Below are 20,597 nucleotides of genomic sequence, written 5' to 3'. Positions count from 1 at the left end.
AGAGGAAGAAGGGGTCCGGCCGGGCCCGGTCAGGGGTGGATCGCCTGCTGCCACGCGGCCAGTTGGCCGGGGGTGAGGCGGATGGTGGCGTCGGCCCGCTTGATCCGCCAGCCGTCGCTGTAGCGCTGGGGTAGCCAGCCCGGCTCCAGCCGGTGCGAGGGCACGGGGCCGTGCGGTTCGGCGCTCTCCGGCCACACCTCAAGGAGCGCGGCCAGCAGCCGGGCCCGGGCCTGGCGGAGGGCTTGGTCGAGGGGCCCCGTGGGCGGCGAGGGTGTCGCGCCTGCGGCGAGGACGGGTGTCCACTTGTCGCCCAGCAGCGGGTGGCCGGCGGCCGTGTTCTCGGCCTGCTGGACGGTGGTCTGCAGCTGTCGGGCGACCAGATCGGCTGCGTCTGTGAGCCCGGCCTGCATCAGGCCGTCGAGGTCTTCGACCAGGCTGATCGCATGCTGGATGCGGTCGGCGAGCGCCCAACGGCGGTAGACGTCGCGTTCGGCCTCATCGAGGAGCGGTTGTCCGTCGTGGTGCGGAGCGCGGGCGGTGCGAAGCACTGTCAGGGCCGCGAGGCGGCGCCGGGCGGTGCGGAACAGGTCGACGTCGTCGCCGAGGATGTGGAACTGCCCCAGCAGGCCGCGCAGTTCGTCCACCTCGGCCATCGCCTGGGCTTCCAGATCGACGCGCACCCCGTCGACGATGCGGGACTGCAGCACCGGCACGGGGCCGGCGGGGAACAGGACTCGCAGGTCGACGTCGCTGCGGGCGTGGGCGAAACCGCAGGCGACGGGACCGGTCATCCACACCGACGAGCTGGGGTACTCCTCGGCGAGCTGCGAGGCGACCTCGCCGGCGGCCCGAACCCGCACGTCCACCAGCTCGTTCACGCTGGCGGCCGCCGGGCGGAGAAGGAGGGCGCGGGCGGTGTCGGTGACCCAGTCGTCCAACCGACGGCGCACGTCCCGGCGTTGGGCGCCGATGTGGGGGGTGGCCAGCAGGTTCAGCGGCTTCGGCCCGGTCCGGAAGTGGTGGGCGTCGGCGGTCTCGACGGGGTCGACGGCCAAGCCGGACAGGTGCCCGTCGGTCAGCGCCTGAAGGCAGGCCTCGGTGTCGATGGTGGCCAGGCGGCCGACGACGACGAGCAGGGGTGCCCGGCCGGCGGCCGCGTGGAGGAAGGCGGAGTCGAGCAGGGCGGTGTTCTCGGCGGTGGCGGGAAGCGCGACGATATGGACGTCCGCCCAGCCCGGCAGATCGTCGGCGGGCATCTGCGGCAGGTCGGTGATGCTCGGCCTGGCGGCGAAGACGATCTCGCCGACGAACGGGGCGAGGATGGCGGCCGCGGCTCGGCCGACCGGTCCGGCGCCCCAGATCGCGACGTTCGCCGACGCCAACGGCGTCCCGGTGCAGGCGGCCTTGAGGTGGTCACCGGACGCGAGGCCCTGGGCGCCGAGCGGGATGCGCCGAGCGAGGCAGAGCAGGGCCGCAAGGCACCACTCGGCGACGGCCTGGGCGGAGGCCTCGGGGTTGCGGTGCAGTCCGATCCCGCGCTCGTCGAGGAGGACGGTGTCGATGCCGTCCAGGCCGGAGCCGGCCCGCACCACGTGCCGCAGGTTCGGCAGGGCGGCCAGCTGGTCGGCGCCGAGGCGGGTGCCGGAGCGGATGACGATCAGCTCCGCGCGGCGCGCGGGCCCGACCACGTCCGTGAGGTCGGTGAACTCGTAGACGTCGTGCGAGCTGATGCGACGGACCAGCGCGCCCGGGTCGCACGCGCCCTTGGCGACGAGGATCGTCGGTGCCCTCACCGGTCCCACCTGACCTGGGCGTGGTCCACGAGTACATCCCGGTTGGCCGCGAGGCCGTCGAGGATCGCGGGGGCCACCTGCGGGATGAGGGTTCGGCCGGTGAGCTCGGCCAGCGGCACCCATTCGAAGCCGACCTGGTCGGGGTCGCGCGGGTCGGAGAAGCGGGGTTCGGTGCGACCGTCGGTGATCTCGGCGAGGAAGTTGTGCTGGGTCTTGTGCTGCGGTCCGAGGTTCTTGCCGAAACGGCCGGGCACGTACTCGACGACGAACATCTCCCGCACGGTACGGACGGTAAGGCCGGTCTCCTGGAGGACCTTGCGCACGACCGCTTCCCGCAGCGGCTCGCCCTCGATCGCCTTGCCGCCGGGCAGGTTGTAGTGGAAGCAGCCTCCGTCGTCGCTGTCGTCATAGGACAGCAGCAGGATCTTGCCGTCGTGGACGATCGCGGCCTTCACGGACACGCTGATGCTGGGCAGTTCGCTCAACTGGTGCCTCCTGGCAGGGGTCTTGGGACGGGAAGAGGTGCCGTTCACAGGGCGGCGCGGGCGTCGGGGTCGCCGACGCGCATCAGGTCCTGGACGTCGGCGAGCCGGCCGCTCTCGAACACGCCGGTGGTGCGGAACTCGCCGGCTGCCTCGCGCATCGCGGTCAGCGCGGCGCGGGAGAGCTGGTTGGCGTAGATCGCCAGGCGGAACCCTGCGTCGGCGAGGGCCTGGTGGCCGAGGTGCGGGAAGGCGGTGGGCACGGTGACCAGCGGCACCCCGTCCCACTGACGTCCGACGTCCAGCGCCTGGCGACCGGTGGTGTCCTTGCTGTGCACGAGCACGGCGTCCGCTCCGGCCTCCTCGTACCTGCGGGCGCGTGCCAGCGCGTCGGCGAGGCTTTCGCCGCAGATCAGCGTCTCGGTGCGGGCGATCAGCAGCAGGTCGGGGGCGGCGGCCCGCACCTCCTTGATCTGGGCGCACACCGTGTCGGTGTCCGCGAGTTGCTGGGCCCGGTGCTCGGAGAAGGAGTTGCACTTGGGGTAGCGGGAGTCCTCCAGGCACAGGGCGGCGGCGCCGGCTGCCTGGAGGTCGAAGCCGTACCGGGCGGCCGACGGTCCGGTGCCGCCGGCGTTGTCGACATCGACGATCACCGGCAGGTCCGTGACGCGGCACAGCGAGGTGACGACGTCGGCCAGGTCCCGGGAGGTCAGGACGTTCTCGTCCGGGAGCCCGGAGGCCGCGGAGACCTCCAGGCCCGAGACCCACAGTGCGTCGAACCCGGCCTCGACTCCGACGCGGGCGGCGATCGCGTTGACCGCGCCGATCGCCTGCAGCGGCAGCCGGGTGCCGGCGGTGAGGGCGGCACGCAGGCGGCCGGCCGGGGAGAGCGGGGATATGACCGTGCTCATCGGGGGCTCCCTGCAAGGTTGGGGGTCAGGTCGCGCTCCAGCAGTGCGGTCCAGGCGTCGGCGAGCACGGCAGCCCGGGACTGGGAGGCATCGATCCGCGCGGTCGGGCCGATCTTCGGGAAGCTGGCCGGGTCGGCGGTGACCGCCCGGTAGGTGTCGCGGACGGTGGTCTGCACGTGGTCGACGTCCCAGTCCGCGCGCACCGAGTCGCCGGCGGCGCGGGAGGCAGCGCGCTCCATGGAGGTGCTGGTCTCGGCGTCCAGGATCAACGTCAGGTCCGGGACCAGGTCGATCGCGGCGGCGAGCTCCTCGTAGGTGCGCTGGGGTTCCTGACTGTGCTTGACGTGGAAGAACGCCAGCTCCGACAGCAGCCACCGGTCGGCGATCACCGGCCGCACCGGGAGGGAGGGGGTGATCAGGCGCTCGACGGTGGCCCGCTTGTCGGCGGCGAGCGCCGCCAGGTAGCGGTCCCGGTTCGCAGGGCTCGGCGCGTACTTGCCCTCCGCCAGGTCCGCGGCCACCGCGGGGTCGAGCCAGTTCGTGGTGAGGACCGCCAGCGGCGTCACCCCGTACAGGTTCTCCAGCAGCCGGAACAGGCCCTTGCGGAGCGTGGTCTTGCCGCTGCCGTCCAAGCCCTCGATCACGATGAAGGGAAAACGGTCCATCGCCTACTCCACCTGCCCCGCTCCGGTACCCGACTGGTACTTGGTGAACTGTCCGCGCCAGGGGACCGAGGTGGTCACCAGGTCGGTCAGGCGCATCCCGCCGATTTCCGCCAGCAGGCTGGGCAGTGTCTGCTCCAGCACCACGCTTTCGGCGATTGCCCGGCAGTACGCGGCCCGCAGCACCGGGTCCTCCTCGCCCTGGTGTCGCAGTGCCGCGCGCAGGACGCGGATCGCGGTGCCGAGGGCAACGGCGCGGGAGGCGTTCTGCAGCATCGGCAGTGTCGCGGTGCGGCCGCTCTCGTGGTGGATCACAGCGAACACCCCGACCCACCAGGCACTGGCGCGCGTGGCTCCGTGAACGGCGGCTTCCGTCGCGCCGTCGAGGCCGTCGGTCAGCTGCCGGGCGACGTCATCCACCCCGCTGGTGAGCCCTCCGGTGGCGACGCGGTGGTGGCCGAGTTGCTGCGGCACCGTGATCCACGGCTGTAGGCCGGCGGACTGGATCAGGATGTCGTCCACCGGGACGACAAGGGCGGGCCGCGACACCAGGTCGGCGGGGTCCAGTTCGGCGGGTAGCGCGAGTTGGTCGGCCGCAAGCTCGGCGGCCTTGCGCCACTGCTCAAGGTGCAGATGCACCCGCTGAACGTGCAGGGCATCAGCGAGCGCTTGCCAGGTGTCCCGGACGGTGGGCTGCCCGAGCCTCCCGGGCGGGCTGACGGTCGGTGTGGTTCGTTCCACAGGTTCTCCTCAGGGGTCGAGCGGGGAATAGCGGATAGTAGTTGCGTGATCGCGGAACGCGACGGACAGTGGGGTGGCCAAGCGGTTGGCCGGGTTGACCGGTGTTCGTGCTGATCAGGGGGCGGCGAGGTCCGCGTGGATGGTCTTGCCCCTGGGATGGAGCGTCACGCCCCAGTGGTGGCCGGTGAGTTCGTCGACCAGGACGAGGCCGCGGTGGCACTCCTCGTCGTTGCCGGCCGCTATCAGCACGGGCAGTTCGCGGGAGCCGTCGCGGACCAGGATGCGGACCCCGCCGTCGGCGGTGCGGCGGACGGCCACCAGCATGAAGGCCTGGCAGCCAGTCCTCACCGCGTTGGCGACCAGCTCCGAGATGACGACCTCGGCAGCGTCTGTCAGGTCGTCCCGGCCCCACTCGCCCAGCTTTCCCTTTACCAGCAGGCGGGCGGTCCGCGCCGCTTCGGGGCGATAGCGGAGCAAGGCGGTCGAGGGACCAGGCAGAACCGTCCTCTCAGCGAGCGATGCGAGCGTGGCCGCCGTCATCGAAGCCCCCGGCTCCGCCTGCGCCGCCGGCCCTCCTGCACGCTGCGAAGGACCGCGGCCCGTCGACGGGCCCGCTCGACGCTCTCGACGTACTCCTCGGTGCCGTCGGGCCGTGGCCGCCATGCTCCCCACGGGGTCGCCACACGCGCCGCTCCGCCCAGGCCGGAGCCGAGCGGGACGCGGGTGGTCGCCCGCTGGCGTGGTGGTGCATCGGCGAACTGGCGCACGGAGACCTCCGGCAGTCCTGTGGATTGGAGCGGCGGCCCCGGGCGTCGGGGGGCGTCTCACGGAGCCGCCGCTGATACCCCGTCAACTGGGGTGCCTCACCAAGGTGTCGCCCCTACGCTGAATCTGCAACGGAATCGGCGCTGAATCACCGGGCGAAGGAGAAGTGGCACATGCCAGCGCAAACGCATGGCCTGGAACGGCGCGCGTGTGACGTGCGACACTGCGCGAATCGACACCGGCACCAGACGCATGCACCCGGGAGGTAAGCACGTGGCAGCACGGCCGAGGCCGACAGCACGGCGGATCGAACTGGGCCATGAGCTCCGGCACTTACGTCAGCAGGCAGGCCTCACTCTCGAAGACGCCGTCAAGGGACTGACGTTCAGCGAGACGAAGCTCCAGCGCGTCGAGACCGGGCTCCAGGACCTCCGCAATGCCGGTGACCTGCGCAAGCTCCTCACCCGGTACGGCGTCACCGACGAGGACGCCGTCGACCGCCTGGTGGAGACCCAGAGGACCGCTTCCCGCCAGGACTGGTGGACGCCCTACACGATGGCCACGATGGCGCCGTCGATGCCCCGCTTCCTCGGCGTCGAGTCCGCAGCCCAGGCCATACGGGCCTACCACCCGACATGTGTGCTGGGCCTGCTGCAGACCGAGCGGTACGCGCAGGTGGTCCACGAACTCGCCAAGCCGATCGAGGAGACCACAACCGAGTTCATCCAAAAGAGCGTCGCCCTGCGGATGCGCCGCAAGGAGCGGCTCACCTCATCGGAGGAGCCGGTCAAGCTCTGGGCGATCCTCTACGAGCCCGCGCTGCGGTACGTGGTCGGCGACACCGACGTCATGCGCGAGCAGTACGAGGAGATCGCCGACTTGGCCGGCCGCGACAACGTGACCGTGCAGATCCTGCCCCAGTCGGTCCGCGGCTACCTCTCGCTCTCCGACTTCACGCTCCTGGACCTCGGCAGCACCCTGCCCACGACGGTCCAGGTCGACACCGCCGGGGCCGGCATGTCCCTCACGGACAAGCCCCGCGAGGTCGGCCGGTTCACCCGGATGTTCGAGGCCCTGTCCCGCTCGGCCCTGCCCTCCGAGGCGACACCGGAGTTCCTGCACCAACTCACCCGAGAGATCCTCACTCCATGACCAAGCACATCACCGCCGCCGAACTCGTCGGCATCGTCGGCAACCCGATCATCTGGAGGAAATCGAAGTTCAGCGGCTCGGGCAACAACTGCGTCGAGTTCGCCGACCTGACCCAGACCCACCTCAAGAAAATCGCCATCCGCGACTCCAAGGACCCCGACGGACCGGTCCTGCTCGTCAGCCCCGAGGCAAGCGCCGCCTTCGTGGCGTTCGCCGCGACCTTCCCCGTCTGAACCGCAAAGGGCCGCTTCCCCCCGTCCCAAGCAGGGGGAAGCGGCCCTCGGCGTGTTCTGCACACGTACCCGCCAGCCGCCCCGGCCATGCTGCCGCAGCCGATATCGGTCAGCTTCCGTAGGGCCGCAGCCGCTGTGTCAGCGAGGGGACTTCCTGACGGACACGCCGGTAGAAGGGGCGCTCTTCGGAGCCCGTCATGGTGTAGTCGACCAGCATCGTGGCGATGAACGTGGTCACCCGCTCCGGGGCGGGCACCAGGCCGGCGCCCATCCACCGGTAAAGATCACCATCCGGGCTGCCGGGCCGCTCTGCCTGGATGTGCCACCCGGACAAGGCGTCCCAGTAGACAGTCAGGTCGAACACCTTGGCCCCGTAGCGGTGCGCGACGGCTTCCTGGTCCAGCTCGATCCAGCCCTCGGTCTCGGCCTCCAGGTCGGCCGCAGGCCCGCCGTCGAGCATCTCAGTCCCGGTGACCGGCAGCCCCTCGCCCAGCGCCCTGGCCAGAACGGTGGACAGGTACGGCCGGGCAGCGGCCGTGAGTACCTCGTAGTCGCCCAACTGGCCGGCTCCTTCAACTGTCTTGGGTTCCATGCCGCCGCATCGGCGGCGACGCACACGTAGTCTCCCGGCCCGCTGGCGGCGGGCGTCATCGGGACACGTCTGCGGCATGGATTCCGTAGTCGCGCGTTCCGGGTTCAGCGCCCGAACAGCACCCAGATCTTCTGGAGGGTGCCGAGGGCCCGGCGGCCGAACAGCAGGGCGGCCGCGATCAGCATCCCCACCACCGCGGTCTGGGCTTGCACATCACCAGCCAGGCCGGCGATGCCGGCGGTCCATGTCAGTGCGGGGTAGGCCGCCGCGAGGGCGACCAGCCGTGTGGTCTCGAACTCGCGCAAGGGCTGGACGTCCTTGAGGTCGGAGTCAGGCAGCAGGGCTGCCAGCCGCCCCTCGACGTACGCCTCCGCGATCGAGTGCAGCTTGGCCGCCAGGTCGCACCGCGCGAGCTCCGGATAGGTGTCCAGACCTGATTCGGCCGCCCGGAGGGCAGCGACCACACGGCCAGCGTGGTCCCTGAGCGCACGCTGTCGGTGCGAGAAGCGGGGTACTGTCCCGCGTCGGACGCGGGCCTGCCGGACGGCCCGTTCGCAGGCTCGCAGAAGCTTCGGAAGGTCCTCGACACGATCCGGCGAGGCACAGGCCGAAATCGCCTTAAGAACGGGATTCAAGGTCCGGTAGGACTGCCACTTCCCGTCCAGGCTGCTGACTATCTTGTTCGCGGCCCACCTCGTGGCCCACACGGCCACGAAGAGCATGCCGTAGAGCAGCAGTGCCGCCAGCAGGGCGAAAACCTGGCTCTGGAGTGCGATCAGCCGGTCGAAGACATCAAACCTCTTCGCGATGCCGACTTCGATCTGGAAGACCACAAAGCCGAAGAGCGTGCACCCGAACGAGAAGAAGTTGAACCAGGGCTCGAGCTTGTGCGCGGCCCGGATCTCGGTCCGCAGGTCGGCTGACAGTCGCCGTCCGGACGCGACCGCGTCAAGCGCGCCCTGTGCCTCCCGGGTGAGCTTGCGTGCGGCCGCCCCTCCGGGCGCCGACGTCGTCAGCCGCCACCTCCTCCGTAAGCGACCCCTCGACCGCGGTGCCCGCACCGTCATCACGGCCGGCGCTTCCCCCACGACGGCCATCAGCGGACGCCGTCGGTCGCGTCGTGGGCCCGGCGGAGCTGGTTCCCAAGCTGGGCGGCGATGGCCGCGGCCTCGGCAATGTGCTGACCGGCGGCGGGGGCGTCCGAGTCCCTGGTCATGCGCGGCAAGGCCCCGGCCTGCTGCAGCAGCACCTGGGAGAGGTCGCCGACCAAGTCCCGCAGCAGTTCGAGGGACTTGGCGACATCGCGGGGCCGGTCCCAGGCCGCACGGCCATCGGCGAGGTCCTCGGCGGTACGGCTGACGGACTTGGCGGCGTCCTTGATCAGGTGTGTCGGGTCGTACGTGCCCACTGGTTCCCCCCTGGGTCGGCGTGGTCGAGGACCTAGCCTGCCCCAACAGCGGGCGCCTGGGGACGGAAACGAACAATGCCCGGAGAACGCCTTGGTGCCCGCACTCGAACCGAGTGCGGGCACCAAGGGGATGCGGGGTGGTGGTTCAGGTGAGCGGGTACAGCTCGATCGTCAGGTAGGGGTTGGGGACGGTGCCGCGCCCGTCCTGGTAGACCGCCTGGCCGATGCCGGCGCCGGTGACGACGAAGCCGTCGTCGACGAGTTCGGCGGGCTGGTCGAGGTCGGGGACGGCGACCTGTAGTGGCAGGGTGTCGTCGAACGCCGCCAGGGCGGCGCGGAGCTGTCCGACAGTCCAGCTCGGCGGGAAGGCCGGTGGCGTCGCGGTGGTCATGGCGTTGGTCTCCTCGGGTGGCTCGGGTGGGTGGACCGGCGTGTGTCCGGCGTCGGATCGGGGGATGTGCCGTTACGACCTGCGCGGCCTGTTTTCGCAGGTCATGACGTGTACGGCGGCCTGCCGTCGGCCTGCCGGGGCGTGCGGGTGCCCGGCAGGTCAGCCGAGCGTGTCGACGGCCGCAGTGACGTCGGTGAGGCGGTAGCCGGTCGGCTCGCCGGGCAGGTCCCGCAGGCGGGTGGAGGACAGGTCGACGCCGGAGTCCTTGAGGGCCTTGCTGAGGTTGCGGCCGACCATGGCGAGGCGGTCGTCCCGGTGGTCCCACTTCCCCCACCGGGCGGGGTCGTCGGAGCGCAAGTGGTCCAGGAGCCTGGCGACGGGCAGGCTGTCGGGGTCGCCCTCGGCTCGGAACGCCTGGCGGATGACGGCGAGGATGTCGGGGACGGCCTTGGGGCCGGTGTCGGTGCGGCAGAGCGCGACCAGGTCGAGGTAGGGCTGCAGCAGGCTGGCCTCGGTGAGGGTGTGGGTGAGGTCGGGCAGGCCGGCTGCGGCGCGTTCGGCTCCGACGCGGGCGGCGTACGCGTCGTCGACTTCGCGGACCTGGTAGCGGATGGGGCGGTTGGGCATGCCCGGCAGGCCCTGGGCGTATATCTGTCCGGCGTCGTTGGCCTGGGTGTGGGTGGCGGCCTGGATGAGGTCGGCTCGATAGCCCTCGGCGATGGCGCCGCCGCCGAGGAGTTCGGTGACGTCGACGCGGCGGCAGGCGCCGAGCAGACGGGCGGACAGCTTGGGTCCGATGGCCTGGCCGAGGAAGTCCTTGGTGCCGAACTGGCTGCCGCCGTAGAACCAGATGGCCTCCTTGCGGCATAGCAGCAGCAGGCGGATCAGCAGGGCCTTGTTGGCCTCGCTGAGTTGGGGCCACTCGTCGACGAACACGCAGATCGCGGGGTGCTGGGCGGACACGCGCCACTTGTTGCCCCAGCCGTAGCGGGCGCGCTGACGGGCCCGTGCGGAGCACAGGTCGAGCAGGTAGGTGAGGACGGCGGTGATCTTCTTCTCGTCCATGCAGGCGTTCAGCGTGATGGCCTCGCCGAGGGAGCCGACGCCGGTGCCGACCGGGTCGAGGTTGAAGACGACGGCGTCCCGGCAGGCGGTGGCGACCTCCGCCATGGCGAGCATGACGCCGGACTTGCCGCCGCCGGAGTCGGCGACCATCAGCAGCATCAGCCCGGCGAGGCTGAAGACGAGCGCGTTGCCGTCCATGGCCACACCGAAGTCGGCCGCATCCACGATGGACGCGGACAGCGGCGGCCGGGTGGGCAGCGGGCCGACGACCTCCGGGGAGAAGGGGCTGCGAAGCAGGGCACGGATGTGGGCTCCGTCGCCGGCGTCCGGGTCACCCTCGATGAGCAGGCCGCCCCGCCGCAGCCGCAGGCGGGTGAGGAGGGCCTTGTAGGTGTCGTCCTTGTTGAGGCTGTCGGGGGTGCCGGTGTTGAACCGGATGTAGAAGGACCAGCCCCACGGCTCCTGGGTGGCCTGGGCGACCTCGGCCAGGTCCCCGCCCTCGGCGCGGATCGCCTGGGCCAGCACGGCGGCGGCCTGCTCGACGGTGGTGGCCTCGCGCAGGGACCGCACCGGCGCGTCCTGGGTCTCACCGGTGCCGGGGGCGGCCGGGTCCGGCCCGGGAGCGGTGGTGTCGGCCGGACCGGGCCGGGGCTCTTCGAGGCGGTGGCCGTCGGGGGCGTCGAGTGCGGGGGTCAGCAGGTCGGCGGGAACCTGCCGGGTGGTCAGGGGGACGGGGTGGGTGCCGAGCCACCAGCCTGCGGCCAGCAGGGTGAGGCCGGTGACGGGGGCGGTGACCGGAGCGGTGACGGTGACGGCCGCGAGGGTGGTGAGGGCGGGGGCGGTGACGAGCGTGAACCGCGCCGCTGCCCGCATCGCTCGCCAGCGGTCGATCTGCTCGGTGGTGGGCTGGGTGGGGTTGAACGGCATCTTGTCCAAGGCGGCCAGGCCGTTGGTGCGGCGGTCGGCTTCGGCGCCCAGGTCCCGCAGGCGCTTCTTCTCCGGGCCGGTCAGTCCGTCCTCCGACGCCTTCTTCACCAGCTTGTTGAGCTTCTTGAGCGTGGTGCTCTGGGTTGTGCGGGCGTCGTCACGCAGGCCGGTGTGGTGTTCGAGCTGCTTGTGGACGATGCGGCGGCGGATCTCCTCACGGGTCATGTAGCGCAGGCCGGTCCAGTGGAGGGTCAGGGCCCATCCGTGCCCCAGCCCCGGAAGGGTGCGGCCCGCGACGGCACGGACGACGGTGGCCGCGGCCCGGGCGATGCGGCGCGCGGCCCGGCCGGCGGCACCGGGCCGGGCGCCGACGCGCTCATCGGTTCCCGCCGTTGGGGCACCGGGGGTGTCGTCGTCGACGAACTCGCCCTCGTAGACGATGGCCTCGGGCAGCAGCTCGCCCAGGTGGCGGGTGGTCATGGCTTCCAGCTCCAGTCGGTTCCAGGCGGGGAAGGTGGGGCGGGGGGAAGGCCCCGCAGCCGGCGGCACCGGCTGCGGGGCCCGGGCGGGTCAGCCGCCGAAGACGTACAGGCCGATGTTGTTGCCGGTGATGGTGGCGGCTCCGACGATCACGCCCATGAAGCCGAGGCTGGTGCCGTAGCAGACGGCCGCGATGGTGCCGCCGGCCATCTCCTTCCAGTCCTTGGGCTTGCCGCGGGTGGCGATGAGCTTGATGACGAACCAGGTCAGGCCGCACAGGCCGATCGCGGCACCGCCCGCGCTGACCGGGGTGACGGTGGTCGTGGGCGGGTTGGGGGTGGTCTTGGCTCCGGCCAGGCCGTCGGCGGCGACGCTTCCGGCGGCGTTCATCCCGTGGCGGAGCGCGCCGGCGATCTCGCCGAGCAGGCCGCCAGAGTTGATGGTGACCAGCAGCATGAAGACGAAGACCAGGATGAGTGTCTTCTTGTTGCGCAGGATCTTGTACTTGAATCCGGCGACGATGGCGACGGTGGCCATGGCGCCGAACAGCAGCGCGCCGAACCCGGCGTTCGCGGTGGCGTTGTTGAAGAGGTTCATAGGTCGGCTCCGGTCAGGGTGTGGACGATGACGCGCCAGAAGACGGTGAGCACGCCGCAGGCCGCGGCCCAGATCAGCGGCCGGGTGAGGATCCAGCCGTACGGTGAGCGGGCCAGGCGCCACAGGCCGGTGCCGGTTGCGGACAGCACGGACCAGGCGATGGCGCTCACGGCGCCGAGCGGGCCGGGGACGTGGCGTGCGAGCCAGAGGGAGCCGGTCACGCAGAGCACGGCTCCGGCCGGGCCGAGGACGGGGGCGGTGATGCCGCCGGTGGTGATGGCGTGGGCGACCCAGCCGGCCGCCGTGGTGCCGCCCACCGAAACGAGGGTGACCAGCGCGAGGCAGGTGAGGTTGCGGCCGATCTGCAGGCGCGCGAGGTCGCTGGTGCCGGTGGTGTCGGTGCGGGCGATGACCTGCTCGGCGACGTCCGACCAGCCGGGCTGCAGCAGCGCGGTCACGGTGTCGGACAGGGCGTGCTCGGCGCCGGGGATCTGCCCGGCCGGGTGGGCGGGCGGCGGCGGGGGCGGCAGGTGGCCGGTGAGAGCGCAGGCGGTGGCGTTCGCGTCGTACAGGCGGCAGTTGGTGCGAACCGGGCAGGTGGTGCAGCATCCGGGGACGGCCTGAAGCCACCAGGGCTGGTTTCGCTCGGCGGGGCCGGTGGGGCTCTGTGTGTCGGTCATCGAAGGTCACCTCCTGGTGCGTGGTGTTCGCCGAGTGCGCTCAAGAGCGCGGCGCGTACGCGCTGTTCGTCGGCGCTCGGCCGGTTTCGTTCGGTGCCGCTCGGGCGGCTCTCGCGGTCGGTGGGGCGGGTCGGCAGGATCACGATCACGGCGGAGTCGGCGAGGGCGGCGGTGCGGTGTGTGCGGCGGGAGCGCCGCCATCGGCGTATGCGGGAGAACATCGGGGCTTCCTCTTCCGGCGGTCAGCGGTTGCGGTGTCGGGGCGGGCCGGTCGGCCGTGGCCGTCCTGGGGCCGGTGCTCTTCCCGGTGCGGGTGGCGTTGCCGGGCCCAGGGCGGTCGTGACCGGCCGGTCAGCCAGTGCTCTTGCGCACCGCGCGGATCTGGTTGCGGACCCACTCCGGGTCCGCGTCGTACTCGCGGCCGAGCGCGGTCGGGGACGGGACTTCACCGGCGGTGATCAAAGCGGTGATCCGGTCGCGGACCTCGTCGCGCAACTCCTCACGGCCACCGGAACCGGCCGCGCTGTTACCGGTCTTCTTCTGCACCCGGAGCCGTTGGCGCTGACGGTTACCGGTTGCGGTGGCCGCACCGGTAGCGGCGGCGTTACCGGTGGCGGTACCGGACGGATTACCGCCCGCGCCCAGGGCCGGGGTACCGCTGGCGCTACCGGTGCCGACAGCGGACGGGCCACCGCTGGCGCTACCGCTCGGGTCACCGGCGGTGAGGGCCGGGCGAGTACCGCCCCTACCGCCGGAGGTGAGGGGGTGCGGCTCGTCCCCGGTGGTGTCCTCTACCGGGTCGCCGTCGACGCCTTCACCGTCGTGCGGTCCGTGGTCGTGCGGGTCGTCGTCGTGGTGGTCGATGAGGTTGTGCACCCGCCAGACGACGGTGACGAAGACGAGGACGACGCCGACGATGAGCTGCTTGGGTCCGCTGGCGTGCGGGGTGGCGAGGTGGGCGGCGATGTTGGCGGCGGCCATGATGCCCAGCGCCCACGGCACGTCCTTCTTGCGGCGGAACGCGGTGACGGCGTACACGTCGATCGCCACGGGCAGCAGCGGGGCCGCGCGCTGGTCGATGCCGACCAGGACGGCGAGTTCGTACTCGCCCTGGGCGGCGAGACCGACCGCGGAGCCGAGTCCGACCCACGGCACCGTGCGCCAGAACCAGCGGCCAGCCCCGCGTGCGCGGGCGGACCAGGAGGTGCGGCGGGCCTTGATCGCGCGGGCCTTGGCCAGCATCGCCTCGGCGGTGCGGCGCTGGTGTTCGGCTGCCCGGACGGTCTCGGCCGCCTCGCCCAACAGCCGCTGCCTGTCCTTCTCTCCGTCGGCCTTCGCGCTCTCGGCGAGCCGCCGGGCCTCGGTCTCGGCGGCCTTGCGCATCCGCTCCAGTTCACCGGCCAGCACCTCGCGCCGCTTCTTGAGGTCGGCGAGGGCGTCGGCGGCGGCCTCACGGGCCTGGGCGAATTCGGCGTCGATCTCGGCCGTGCGGGCGGCGCGTTCCTCTTCCAGGTCGAGCTTGGCCTGGCGACGGCTGATCCCGGTTTCGGCGTCGGCGGCCGCCCGCAGGGCCTCGGCCTCACGGGTCTTCGCCTCGGCCTGGCTCAGGAGGTCCTCGGCGGCGGCGTGGACCTCCTTCGCCTGGTCCTGGGCCTGCTCACGGATCTGCAGAGCGATCTCGACCGCGGCCGAGTGCGCCTCGGCGGCCTTGGCGGCGTCCGCGTCAGCGGCCTGACGCAGGCCGGCGGCGAGGATGCGCGCGTCGGTGAGGATCTCCTCGGCTGCTTCGCGGGCCTGGACGAGGGCGGCCACGGCGGCCTCGCCCTGCTCGCGGGCGGCCTGGTGGGCCTGCTGGGTGTGGAGGTCGGCGACGAGCCGCCGCCGGTCGGCACCGTCCGCGTCGGCCTCGGCCTGCGCGGCTGCGGTGGCCGCTTCCCGTCGCAGGGTCTGGGCCTCGCGGCGGGTGCCGGCGAGCAGGTCGGCGGCCTCGGCGTGGGCAGCCTGGAGGATGTCGGAGGCGGTGGGCTCGGGGCGGTGGGCCTCGAAGAGGTGGGCGCGGTGGGCGCCAGGGATGTCGGGAACGGGGCGGGTCTGTGTCACCGGGGGGATTCCTTGGTCCAGGTGGCGGCGAGGCGGTCGGCTGCGTCGGCGGCGACGGAGCGGTCCAGGGCCTCGGTGATGCGCTGGTGGGTGGTGCGGGTGGCGCCGTCGCCGGTGTGGGCGGCGTCGGCGCGCTCGGCGGGGGTCGGGCTGGTCCGAGGGGTCATGGGTCAGCCCTGGCGGCGGCGCTCGGCGTCCGCCCAGGCCCAGCCCGCGCGGTCGGCGGCGTCGGCGGCCCGGCTGCGGCGGATGCGGTCGCGGGAAGCGCGTTCGGCCAGCTTGCGGGCCTTGCGGTCGGTCGCCGACTCGCGGCCCGCGTAGGTGCCGGCCGCCATCTGGCGGTCGTTGCCGAAGAGTCCGAAGAAGGCCATCACGCCGCCTCGGCCCGGGTGGCGGTCACGCGGATGGAGGAGGTGCCGCAGGCGCCCAGGGCCTGGACGAGCGGGCCGTCCAGGCGGAGTCCGGCCGCGCCGATCGCGCGGGCGAGGGTGTCGATCAGGTACGGCGGCAGGGGCTGGGCGACGTCGATGGCGACGTCCGCGTGCAGGCCGGCCGTACCGGCGATCACGTCCAGCAGGTCGGCGACCAGGTCGTCGGCGTCCAGCTGGTTCATCGGCCCCACTGGGCGGGAGCCGCCGTGGTGGTCGATCACGGTCAGCAGCTGGGCCAGGGAACACCGCAGCTGCATCACGGCCATCGCCAGGTCGTCGACGCCCATGGAGTGCAGCGGCAGGGTCAGCGACTCGGCCAGCAGGGCCCGGCCTGTCTCGACGGCCTTCATGCGCCGCTCGACGGGCAGGCTCGCGGCCAGCTGGTCCCAGGCCATCTTCGTGAACACGTCGGCGTCGATGCCGGTGAACACGGGGGCGGGCTTCTGGCGGTCCGCTGACCCCGGGGGCGGCACGGCGACACTCCGGGCCGGCTGCGGGATGAGGCCGATCTGGCCGAGGGTCTCGTTACTCTTGCGCACAGCTCGTTCTCCTCGTTGCGTGAGGGACGGGTCAGGCCCCTGACCTGCGGTTGCGTCGCAGAGTCGGGGGCCGATGCCGTAGGAGGGCATGGCACGTAGAGCCCACCGGAGAAATTCCCTCGGGGGATCTGCGTGGCTTCAGTAAAGCCCTCATCCCCTCGCGGGGTCAAGAGATCCCCTCGGGGGATTGCTTGGGTAGCAGTGGGGGCCTAATGTCTCCCTCATGAAGAAGCCCGATCCCCTCGTCTCCGCGGAGTTCCGCAGGGTGGCTCAGGTCATCCGGGACCGCATTCGTGATGGCACCTACGAGCCGGGGCAGCGACTGCCCGCGGCCCCGACCCTGGCCGAGGAGCTGGGGAGCAACCGCAGCGCGGTCGAGCGCGCGGTGCGGGTGGTGGCGGCCGAGGGGCTGTTGACCACGCGGCAGGGGTCGGGCGCGTACGTGTCTCGGATCATCCAGACGATCACCCGTGAGGGCACCGCCCGGTACCGCAGGTCCCGGCGCGAGGAGAACGGCGGCCCCGACGGCGCCAAGGCCCGCGGCGCGTTCGAGGCCGAACTGCGGCGCATGGACCTGGTGCCCCGCAGCCTGCCGAGCGTGCGGCGCGAGGTGCCGCCGCCGGAGGTCGCCGAGATCCTCGGCGTCGACCCCACCGCGGTGAGCGTCGTGGTGCGCGACCGGCGGATGTACGCCGCTCCGACCGACGCGGCACCCGGCGACCTGGGCACCCCGGTGCAGATCGCCACCACGTACATCCCGCTGGAGATCGCCGGCGGCACCGTGCTGGAGGACCACGACACCGGGGCGGGCGGCATGATCAGCCGCCTGTCCGAAATGGGATTCACCCAGGTACGGATCAGCGAGAAGATCAAGGCGCGTACGCCCACCCCGGAGGAGGCGGAGTTCCTCAGCCTCGACCTGGACAACCGCGTCTTCCAGCTCACCCACATCGGCTGGACCGCCGAGGACCGGCCGATCGAGGTGACGGTGCAGATCCTCCCGGCCAGCCTGTGGGAGTTCAGCTACGACTGGGAAATAGAGAACGGCTGAAAGGCCGCACGCCCGCCCCGCGCGGGCACGAAGGCCTCGGAGAGGGCAAGTTCCGGGCCGACACCACGAACCACCGAAGCACCGAAAGGACCCCGGGCCAAGGCACTCGCGGGTCCAGATCAGAAGGAGGACGGCACATGCCGAACACCACCACCGACGGCCGGGCGATCCTGCGTGACGCCAGCGCCCGCTACCGCACCAGCAGCCGGGAGGAGTCCGGTGCCCGGGGCGCGTTCGACGCCGAGACCAAGCGCTCCGGCGGGGCCCCGCGCGTGGAGGTCGCCATCCGCCGCGACAGCGCTCCGGCCGACGTCGCCCAGCTGCTGGGTGCCGAGGCCGTCGTCGTGCGGGCCCGGGCGATGTACAACGGCGACACCCTCGTGCAGCTGGTCGACACGTTCATTCCGGTCGACATCGCCATGCTGGTGCCCGCGGTCGAGCAGGCCGACACCGGTGTCGGCGGCATCATCAGCCGATTCGCCGAGGCCGGGCTCGCCCAGACCGAGGTGACCGAGGACGTCACCCTGGTGGAGGCCAGCGCCGAGCAGGCTGCCGCTCTCGGCGTCGAGCCGGGCTCCAAGCTGCTGCAGATCCTGCACGTCGGCCGGACCGAGAAGGGCACCACCGTCGAGGTCACCCGGCACATCCTCAGCGCGGGCTGGACCCTGCGTTACTCGGTGCCGGTCGCGTAACCCGCCCGGCGCCGCAAGGCCGGCCGCGCGGCTGCAACCGCGACGGTGGCCGATTGCCGAACTCTATGAGTCCGGACAGGGTTCCGCCCACGATGCGGGCCTTCAAGCGAATACGCACGCAACCGAAGAAGCGGACCCCCATCCTTCGACAGATCCGGGTCCGCTTCTCCTGATGACGGCACCGATCCGCACCGCCCGCATGCGCGGGACGCCAGTGCAGGCTGCAACCTGCCCTGATCCGGGGCGATCCTTGTGCCGGGAGAGCGCCATGCCTGTGACACGACCACATCTCCGCCCCAACCGTAGCAACCAGGCGCCCCGCCCGGGCACCACCAGCGGCCGCGAGGGACTGCGGTGAGCTACGGATTCATCGAGCGCGGCCCGATGGCCGCCGACCAGTTCGAGGCGCACTTCACCCGGATCGCGAACCAGCTGTTCCGCGACCCGCGGATCTCCTTCAAGGCCAAGGGCATCTTCGGCCTGATCTCGACCCACAAGGACGGCTTCGGCTTGTCGCTGGAGTCGATCGCCGCCGCCTCCACCGACGGCGTCTCCGCCGTCCGCACCGGCCTGCAGGAACTGGAGCGCCACCGCTACCTGGTCCGGGCGCGCGAGCGCAACGAGGCCGGCCACCTGAAGCAGACCCGCTACTGGATCACCGACATGCCCGACGGCATCGTGATCACCCTCGACCCCGGCGCCGAGCCCGGCACGGACGCCGCAGGGGCCCCCAGGTCGGAGCCAGAATGCGAAAACGGCATCCTGGACGATCCGGCGGACCAGGTGCCCGGCTCCGGCCCAGAGTGCGGTTTTCCACAGGTGGACGCTCCACCTGTGGACGATGATCCGCATAAGAAGACCAACATCCAGAAGACCATCTCTCTCCCCCGCCCCACCCGTGGCGGCGACGGCCCGCCGGGACCCGCGGACGAGAGAGAGACCCCGGCTTCGCCGCCAACCGGCCGCACCGGCGCCGAGGTGGCGGCGGCGTGGGCCGGGGCCCGCGAGCGCCTCGGCCGCCCGGTGCCGCCGCTGGCCCCGGCGAGGATCGCCGCGACCGCCGCCGGACTGCTCGCCCAGGGCCTGGACGCCGCGCTGCTGACCGCTGCCGCCGCCGACATGGCCGGCCGGGACGGCTGGATCGACCTCGCCCGCCACCTGGAGCACTTCACTCCCCGCCCCGCCAGCCCGGCCCCCGTCCAAGCCTCGGCGGCCTGGTGCGGGCAGTGCAACAACGGCCACCCGCCCGGCGGCCCGGCCGAGCGGATGCGCGAGAGGCCGGACGGCCGCGTCGTCCGCTGCCCCGACTGCCACCCCGCCGCCGTTTCCTCCTGACCCCTCCCGGCCCGGCCAGGAGGGCGGTCCCACCACCGCACCCGCGCCGGGCCCACGCCCTTTCGGAGCCCTGCCATGCCCAGCACCAACGACCAGCCCGGCGCTCCCGACGACGGGGACGACCAGGGCGGCTTCGGCCGTATCCCGCCGCAGGACCTCGCGGCCGAGCAGTCCGTCCTCGGCGGCATGCTGCTGTCCGCCGACGCCATCGGCGAGGTGACCGGCCAGCTCAAGCCCCGCGACTTCTACCGCCCGGCCCACGCCACGGTGTTCAGCGCCGCCCTGGACCTGTACGGCCGCGGCGAGCCGGCCGACCCGATCACCGTCGCCGCCGAACTCACCCGCCGAGGCGAACTCGCCCGCGCCGGCGGAGCTTCCTACCTGCACCACCTGGTCGCCGTGGTGCCCGCCGCCGCGAACGCCGGCTACTACGCGCACATCGTCGCCGAGCGCGCCCAGCTGCGGCGCCTGACCGAGGCGGGCACCCGCATCGCGAACATGGGCTACGCGGCCGACGGCGACGCCGCCGAGATCGCGGACGCCGCCCAGGCCGAGCTGTACGCGGCCGTCGATGTCCGCGCCGAGGACGAGCCGAAGGCCCCGGCGGACACGCTGGAGGCCACCTTCGACGCCCTCGACCGCATCGCCCGCACCAAGGGCGCGATCACCGGGCTGCCGACCGGCTTCGCCGACCTGGACAACCTGCTGCAGGGCCTGCACCCGGGCCAGCTCGTCGTCGTCGCGGGCAGGCCGGGCCTCGGGAAGTCCACGCTGTCCATGGATTTCGCCCGCGCGTGCGCGATCCGCCACGGCCGCACCGCCCTGATCTTCTCCCTGGAGATGGGCCTTGACGAGATCAACATGCGGCTGCTGTCCGCAGAGGCCCGCGTCGGCCTGCACCGCATGCGCGCCGGAACGCTCACCGAGGACGACTGGGAACGCCTTGGCCGGCACCGCGAGGCCATCACGGCGGCGCCGCTGTTCGTCGACGACTCCCCCAGCCTGACACTGATGGAGATCCGCTCCAAGGCCCGCCGCGTCAAGCAGCAGCGCGGCCTGGACCTCGTGATCGTCGACTACCTGCAGCTGCTGACCCACGGCGGCCGCCGCCCCGAATCCCGGCAGCAGGAGGTCGCCGACATGTCCCGCTCGCTCAAGCTCCTCGCCAAGGAGCTCGGCGTGCCCGTCGTCGCGCTCTCCCAGCTCAACCGCGGCCCCGAACAGCGCACCGACAAGAAGCCCCTGCTGTCCGACCTGCGCGAGTCCGGCGCGGTCGAGCAGGACGCCGACGTCGTGATCCTCCTGCACCGCGAGGACGCCTACGACAAGGAGTCCCCGCGCGCCGGCGAGGCCGACCTCCTGATCGCCAAGCACCGCAACGGCCCGACAGCGGTCGTGACCGTCGCCGCACAGCTCCACACCTCGCGGTTCGTCGACATGGCGGCCTGACGATCCACCTTGCAAGCTAATTCCCCGAGGGGATCTCTTGACTCCGCGAGGGGGATGCCTCTTTACTTGTGGAGCACCGATCCCCCGAGGGAATTTTCCTCCGGGTGAGGATGTCTTGGCC

Annotated in this window: 23 protein-coding genes; 6 read left to right on the top strand and 17 right to left on the bottom strand. The window is 72.1% G+C overall.

Annotated features, from left to right (window positions below; all coding sequences use genetic code 11):
• Nucleotides 1-29 precede the first annotated feature (29 nt).
• The 6 genes from ACFC0B_RS32195 to ACFC0B_RS32170 form a co-directional block, all read right to left on the bottom strand.
• Nucleotides 30-1,793 (bottom strand): NAD(P)-dependent oxidoreductase, encoded by a 1,764-nt coding sequence (locus tag ACFC0B_RS32195; RefSeq protein ID WP_376093876.1) that lies wholly within the window; start codon nt 1,791-1,793, stop codon nt 30-32.
• Nucleotides 1,790-2,278 carry an NUDIX domain-containing protein gene (locus ACFC0B_RS32190; protein ID WP_376093873.1) on the bottom strand — a complete coding sequence of 163 codons (489 nt, stop codon included), beginning with the start codon at nt 2,276-2,278 and terminating at the stop codon, nt 1,790-1,792. Before ACFC0B_RS32190 ends, ACFC0B_RS32195 begins: the two co-directional genes overlap by 4 nt.
• 44 nt (nt 2,279-2,322) lie before the next feature.
• Nucleotides 2,323-3,186, bottom strand: a complete 864-nt coding sequence (locus tag ACFC0B_RS32185; protein WP_376093870.1) for an isocitrate lyase/phosphoenolpyruvate mutase family protein — start codon at nt 3,184-3,186, stop codon at nt 2,323-2,325.
• Nucleotides 3,183-3,851 (bottom strand): dTMP kinase, encoded by a 669-nt coding sequence (locus tag ACFC0B_RS32180; RefSeq protein ID WP_376093867.1) that lies wholly within the window; start codon nt 3,849-3,851, stop codon nt 3,183-3,185. The genes ACFC0B_RS32185 and ACFC0B_RS32180 overlap by 4 nt, the downstream gene beginning before the upstream one ends.
• Nucleotides 3,852-3,854: 3 nt before the next feature.
• The gene (locus ACFC0B_RS32175; RefSeq protein ID WP_376093864.1) at nt 3,855-4,589 is read right to left on the bottom strand and encodes a hypothetical protein; all 735 of its coding nucleotides are present in this window, start codon (nt 4,587-4,589) and stop codon (nt 3,855-3,857) included.
• A gap of 114 nt (nt 4,590-4,703) precedes the next feature.
• A complete protein-coding gene (locus tag ACFC0B_RS32170; RefSeq protein ID WP_376093861.1) occupies nt 4,704-5,066 on the bottom strand; it encodes an ATP-binding protein in 363 nt (120 codons plus the stop codon).
• Nucleotides 5,067-5,627: 561 nt separating this feature from the next.
• On the opposite strand from ACFC0B_RS32170, the gene ACFC0B_RS32165 reads away from it, so the two are divergent.
• The gene (locus tag ACFC0B_RS32165; RefSeq protein WP_376093858.1) at nt 5,628-6,506 is read left to right on the top strand and encodes a helix-turn-helix domain-containing protein; all 879 of its coding nucleotides are present in this window, start codon (nt 5,628-5,630) and stop codon (nt 6,504-6,506) included.
• On the top strand, nt 6,503-6,739 hold the full coding sequence (locus ACFC0B_RS32160) for a DUF397 domain-containing protein (RefSeq protein WP_376093855.1): 237 nt from the start codon (nt 6,503-6,505) through the stop codon (nt 6,737-6,739). The genes ACFC0B_RS32165 and ACFC0B_RS32160 overlap by 4 nt, the downstream gene beginning before the upstream one ends.
• 109 nt (nt 6,740-6,848) lie before the next feature.
• Here the strand turns inward: ACFC0B_RS32160 and ACFC0B_RS32155 are convergent, their stop codons facing one another.
• The 11 genes from ACFC0B_RS32155 to ACFC0B_RS32105 form a co-directional block, all read right to left on the bottom strand.
• Nucleotides 6,849-7,298: a DUF6292 family protein gene (locus tag ACFC0B_RS32155; protein ID WP_376093852.1), complete on the bottom strand. Its 450-nt coding sequence runs from the start codon at nt 7,296-7,298 to the stop codon at nt 6,849-6,851.
• A 137-nt stretch (nt 7,299-7,435) separates the two neighbouring features.
• Entirely contained in the window at nt 7,436-8,428 is a 993-nt protein-coding gene (locus ACFC0B_RS32150; RefSeq protein WP_376093849.1) for a hypothetical protein, read from the bottom strand.
• A complete protein-coding gene (locus tag ACFC0B_RS32145; protein ID WP_376093846.1) occupies nt 8,428-8,739 on the bottom strand; it encodes a hypothetical protein in 312 nt (103 codons plus the stop codon). Before ACFC0B_RS32145 ends, ACFC0B_RS32150 begins: the two co-directional genes overlap by 1 nt.
• Nucleotides 8,740-8,884: 145 nt before the next feature.
• Complete coding sequence (locus ACFC0B_RS32140) at nt 8,885-9,130, bottom strand: hypothetical protein (RefSeq protein WP_376093843.1); 246 nt, start codon at nt 9,128-9,130, stop codon at nt 8,885-8,887.
• 159 nt (nt 9,131-9,289) lie between these two features.
• A complete protein-coding gene (locus ACFC0B_RS32135; RefSeq protein ID WP_376093840.1) occupies nt 9,290-11,602 on the bottom strand; it encodes a DUF3631 domain-containing protein in 2,313 nt (770 codons plus the stop codon).
• A 90-nt stretch (nt 11,603-11,692) separates the two neighbouring features.
• Nucleotides 11,693-12,199: a hypothetical protein gene (locus ACFC0B_RS32130; RefSeq protein WP_376093837.1), complete on the bottom strand. Its 507-nt coding sequence runs from the start codon at nt 12,197-12,199 to the stop codon at nt 11,693-11,695.
• Nucleotides 12,196-12,879 carry a hypothetical protein gene (locus ACFC0B_RS32125; protein WP_376093834.1) on the bottom strand — a complete coding sequence of 228 codons (684 nt, stop codon included), beginning with the start codon at nt 12,877-12,879 and terminating at the stop codon, nt 12,196-12,198. The genes ACFC0B_RS32130 and ACFC0B_RS32125 overlap by 4 nt, the downstream gene beginning before the upstream one ends.
• 351 nt (nt 12,880-13,230) lie before the next feature.
• Nucleotides 13,231-14,979 carry a hypothetical protein gene (locus tag ACFC0B_RS32120; protein WP_376093831.1) on the bottom strand — a complete coding sequence of 583 codons (1,749 nt, stop codon included), beginning with the start codon at nt 14,977-14,979 and terminating at the stop codon, nt 13,231-13,233.
• The gene (locus ACFC0B_RS32115) at nt 14,976-15,146 is read right to left on the bottom strand and encodes a hypothetical protein (RefSeq protein ID WP_376093828.1); all 171 of its coding nucleotides are present in this window, start codon (nt 15,144-15,146) and stop codon (nt 14,976-14,978) included. Before ACFC0B_RS32115 ends, ACFC0B_RS32120 begins: the two co-directional genes overlap by 4 nt.
• 3 nt (nt 15,147-15,149) lie before the next feature.
• Nucleotides 15,150-15,350, bottom strand: a complete 201-nt coding sequence (locus tag ACFC0B_RS32110; RefSeq protein WP_376093825.1) for a hypothetical protein — start codon at nt 15,348-15,350, stop codon at nt 15,150-15,152.
• A complete protein-coding gene (locus tag ACFC0B_RS32105) occupies nt 15,350-15,949 on the bottom strand; it encodes a hypothetical protein (protein ID WP_376093822.1) in 600 nt (199 codons plus the stop codon). Before ACFC0B_RS32105 ends, ACFC0B_RS32110 begins: the two co-directional genes overlap by 1 nt.
• 223 nt (nt 15,950-16,172) lie before the next feature.
• On the opposite strand from ACFC0B_RS32105, the gene ACFC0B_RS32100 reads away from it, so the two are divergent.
• The 4 genes from ACFC0B_RS32100 to dnaB all read left to right on the top strand — a co-directional run bounded on the left by ACFC0B_RS32100 (nt 16,173) and on the right by dnaB (nt 20,476).
• On the top strand, nt 16,173-17,000 hold the full coding sequence (locus ACFC0B_RS32100) for a GntR family transcriptional regulator (RefSeq protein WP_376093820.1): 828 nt from the start codon (nt 16,173-16,175) through the stop codon (nt 16,998-17,000).
• A gap of 137 nt (nt 17,001-17,137) precedes the next feature.
• Nucleotides 17,138-17,692, top strand: coding sequence for a UTRA domain-containing protein (locus tag ACFC0B_RS32095; protein ID WP_376093817.1), 555 nt, complete (start codon nt 17,138-17,140; stop codon nt 17,690-17,692).
• Between the two features lie 354 nt (nt 17,693-18,046).
• Nucleotides 18,047-19,027, top strand: coding sequence for a hypothetical protein (locus ACFC0B_RS32090; protein WP_376093814.1), 981 nt, complete (start codon nt 18,047-18,049; stop codon nt 19,025-19,027).
• 75 nt (nt 19,028-19,102) lie between these two features.
• Nucleotides 19,103-20,476, top strand: coding sequence for a replicative DNA helicase (dnaB, locus tag ACFC0B_RS32085; protein ID WP_376093811.1), 1,374 nt, complete (start codon nt 19,103-19,105; stop codon nt 20,474-20,476).
• Nucleotides 20,477-20,597: the final 121 nt, after the last annotated feature.

Source organism: Kitasatospora sp. NPDC056184 (assembly GCF_042268405.1).
GTDB lineage: Bacteria > Actinomycetota > Actinomycetes > Streptomycetales > Streptomycetaceae > Kitasatospora.
This window is presented reverse-complemented; position numbering and strand designations above follow the sequence as displayed.